This window comes from Mycobacterium sp. TH-M106 (assembly GCF_057473765.1).
This window is the reverse complement of record NZ_JBYCLE010000144.1, coordinates 1-3,268: the sequence shown is the minus strand read 5'-3', so window position 1 is coordinate 3,268 and position 3,268 is coordinate 1. Positions and strand designations below refer to the sequence as shown.

The window sequence follows — 3,268 nt, the reverse complement described above, 5'->3', positions numbered from 1 at the left end:
AACGCGGGCTGTGCGCGGGTGGCGACGTGGTGGCGATCTACCACAGCGCGCGCGCCGGCGGGGCCGCCGCACGGCGGTTCTGGCACGACGAGTACCTACTCAACGCCCAGGTCGGCCGGTTCGCCAAACCGTACGTCTCCGTGATGGACGGCATCGTGATGGGCGGTGGCGTCGGTGTCGGCGCGCACGCCAACACCCGGGTGGTCACCGACACCACAAAAATGGCGATGCCCGAGGTGGGGATCGGGTTCATCCCCGACGTCGGCGGCACCTATCTGCTGTCCCGGGCGCCGGGTTCGCTGGGGTTGCACGCGGCGCTGACAGGAGCGCCGTTCTCCGGGGCCGATGCCATCGCGCTGGGCTTCGCCGACCACTACGTGCCACATCAGCGCCTGGGCGATTTCACCGCCGCGATCGTGGAGGGCGGAGTAACCGCCGCGCTGGCCGCCCACGCCGTCGAACCACCGCCAAGCACCCTCGCCGCGAACCGCGGCTGGATCGACGAGTGCTATGCACACGACACCGTCGCCGACATCGTCGCCGCACTGGCCGACTGCGACGCCGACGGCGCCTCCGACGCCGCTCACCTGATCGCTACCCGCTCCCCGATCGCGTTGTCGGTAACACTGGAATCGGTGCGCCGAGCCGCCGAGCTGCCCACGCTGGAAGACGTTCTGACTCAGGAGTATCGGGTCTCATCGGCGTCGCTGCGCTCTCACGACTTGGTGGAGGGAATCCGAGCCCAACTGGTCGACAAGGACCGCAACCCCACATGGTCGCCGCCGACGCTGTCCGAGGTCAGCGCCGCCGATGTCGAGGCGTATTTCGCCCCCGCAAAACCGGATCTCACCTTCTAAGGAGACGCAATGGCTTGTGAAAATGCTTACCAGACCATCCTGGTGGCGCGGGACGGACGAGTCGGCACGATCACGCTGAACCGACCGCAGGCGCTCAACGCGCTCAACAGCCAGATGATGAACGAAGTCACCAGGGCTGCCGAGGAGTTCGATGACGACCCGGGGATCGGTGCCGTCGTCATCACCGGAAACGCGAAGGCATTCGCCGCCGGTGCCGACATCAAGGAGATGGCCGCGCTGAGCTTCGCCGAGGTGTTCGCCGCGGACTTTTTCGCTGCCTGGTCCAGACTGGCGGCGGTGCGCACCCCGACGATCGCCGCCGTCGCCGGACACGCGCTCGGCGGCGGGTGCGAACTGGCGATGATGTGCGACCTGCTGATCGCCGCCGACACCGCGAAATTCGGCCAGCCGGAGATCAAGCTCGGTGTGCTGCCCGGCATGGGCGGCTCGCAGCGGCTGACCCGGGCCATCGGCAAGGCCAAGGCGATGGACCTGATTCTGACCGGACGCACCATCGACGCCGCCGAGGCCGAACGCAGCGGGCTGGTGTCACGGGTGGTGCCCGCCGACGACCTGCTGAGGCAGGCCATGGCGGTCGCCGCTACCATCGCGGGGATGTCGCTGTCGGCGGCCCGGATGGCCAAGGAGGCCGTCAACCGCGCGTTCGAGTCCACCCTGGCCGAGGGATTGCTCTACGAGCGCCGGCTATTTCACTCCGCATTCGCCACCGACGACCAAACCGAGGGGATGACGGCGTTTATCGACAAACGCGCCCCGCACTTCACGCACCGCTAAGTTGATGTGAACGAGCCCGCATTGGCCGACGCTGAACCCGCCGCCGAGTCTCCGCCGACGTCGAAGCCGTGGTGGGTCCGGCGCTACACCTTCACCGGCACCGCTGTCGGCCTGGTGCTGCTCTGGCTGTCGCTGACGCCGTCGCTGCTGCCCCGCGGCCCGCTGTTCCAGGGGCTGGTCAGCGGCGGGTCGGGCGCCGCCGGCTACGGACTTGGGGTCTTCGCCGTGTGGCTGGTCCGCTATCTGCGCGCGAAGGACACCAGCCCGCCGGCGCCGCAGTGGGCCTGGATGGTGCTGATAGCCGTCGGCACCGTCGGCACGGTCGCGATGATCGTCGAGTTTCGCACCTGGCAGGACGAGGTCCGCGACCTGATGGGGGTAGCGCACCTGAAGTGGTACGGCTACCCGGTGGCTGCCGCGCTGTCCGTGGTGGTGCTGTTTGTACTGGTGGAATTGGGTCAGCTGACCCGAAAGCTGTTCCGGTTCCTGGTGCGGCAACTCGACCGGGTAGCACCGCGGCGGGTCTCCGCGGTCGTCGTGGTGTCGTTACTGATCGCGCTGACAATCGCGGTGCTCAACGGCGTCGTGGCGAAGGTGGCGATGCGCACCATGAACCACACCTTTTCCGCGGTCAACGACGAGATGACCCCGGACCGGCCCGCGCCGACCACGCCGCTGCGCTCCGGTGGCCCGGAGTCACTGGCTTCCTGGGAGTCGCTGGGCCACCAGGGCCGCATCTTCGTGACTAGCGGTCCTACCGTCGGGCAACTGACCGAATTCAACGGAACACCGGCGATCGAACCGATCCGGACCTACGCCGGACTGCACTCCGCCCGCGGGATCAAAGCCACCGCCGAGTTGGCCGCCCGTGAACTGCAACGCACCGGCGGTCTGGAGCGCGCCGTCGTCGCTGTCGCGACCACCACCGGCACCGGCTGGATCAACGAAGCGGAAGCCTCGGCACTGGAGTACATCTACAACGGCGACACCGCGATCGTGAGCATGCAGTATTCGTTTCTGCCCAGCTGGCTGTCGTTCCTGGTGGACAAGGAGAACGCCCGCCAGGCCGGGACGGCGCTGTTCGAAGCCGTCGACAAGCTGGTCCGGGCAATGCCGGAAACTCGGCGGCCCAAACTCGTGGTGTTCGGGGAGAGCCTGGGCTCGTTCGGCGGCGAGGCACCGTTTGAGAACCTCTACAACGTGCTGGCCCGCACCGATGGCGCACTGTTCTCCGGGCCGACCTTCAACAACACCATCTGGAGGGACCTGACCGTCAACCGCGATCCCGGTTCACCGGAGTGGCTGCCGATTTACGACGACGGCCGCCACGTGCGGTTCGTCGCACGCCCGCACGATCTGGATCGTCCCGACCAGTGGGGCCCGCCGGGCTCAATACGGGTGGTGTATCTGCAGCACGCGTCCGACCCGATCGCCTGGTGGAGCCCGGAGCTGCTGTTCCGCAGGCCGGATTGGTTGGCCGAGCCACGCGGCTACGACGTGTTGCCCCAGATGAATTGGGTTCCGGTGGTGACCTTCCTCCAGGTCTCGGCCGACATGGCGGTCGCCGTCGACGTGCCGTCCGGGCACGGCCATCACTACGTCAAAGACGTGGCCAA

Annotated in this window: 3 protein-coding genes; all 3 read left to right on the top strand. The window is 67.7% G+C overall.

Features of this window, described 5'->3' with window-relative positions; all coding sequences use genetic code 11:
• The coding region (locus AC2VOP_RS05225) for a 3-hydroxyisobutyryl-CoA hydrolase (RefSeq protein WP_486959962.1) at positions 1-857 on the top strand (857 nt) is incomplete at its 5' end.
• A 9-nt stretch (positions 858-866) separates the two neighbouring features.
• Positions 867-1,652, top strand: a complete 786-nt coding sequence (locus AC2VOP_RS05220; RefSeq protein ID WP_486959961.1) for an enoyl-CoA hydratase — start codon at positions 867-869, stop codon at positions 1,650-1,652.
• A gap of 6 nt (positions 1,653-1,658) precedes the next feature.
• Positions 1,659-3,268: alpha/beta hydrolase (locus AC2VOP_RS05215; RefSeq protein ID WP_486959960.1), on the top strand; the 1,610-nt coding region annotated here is incomplete at its 3' end.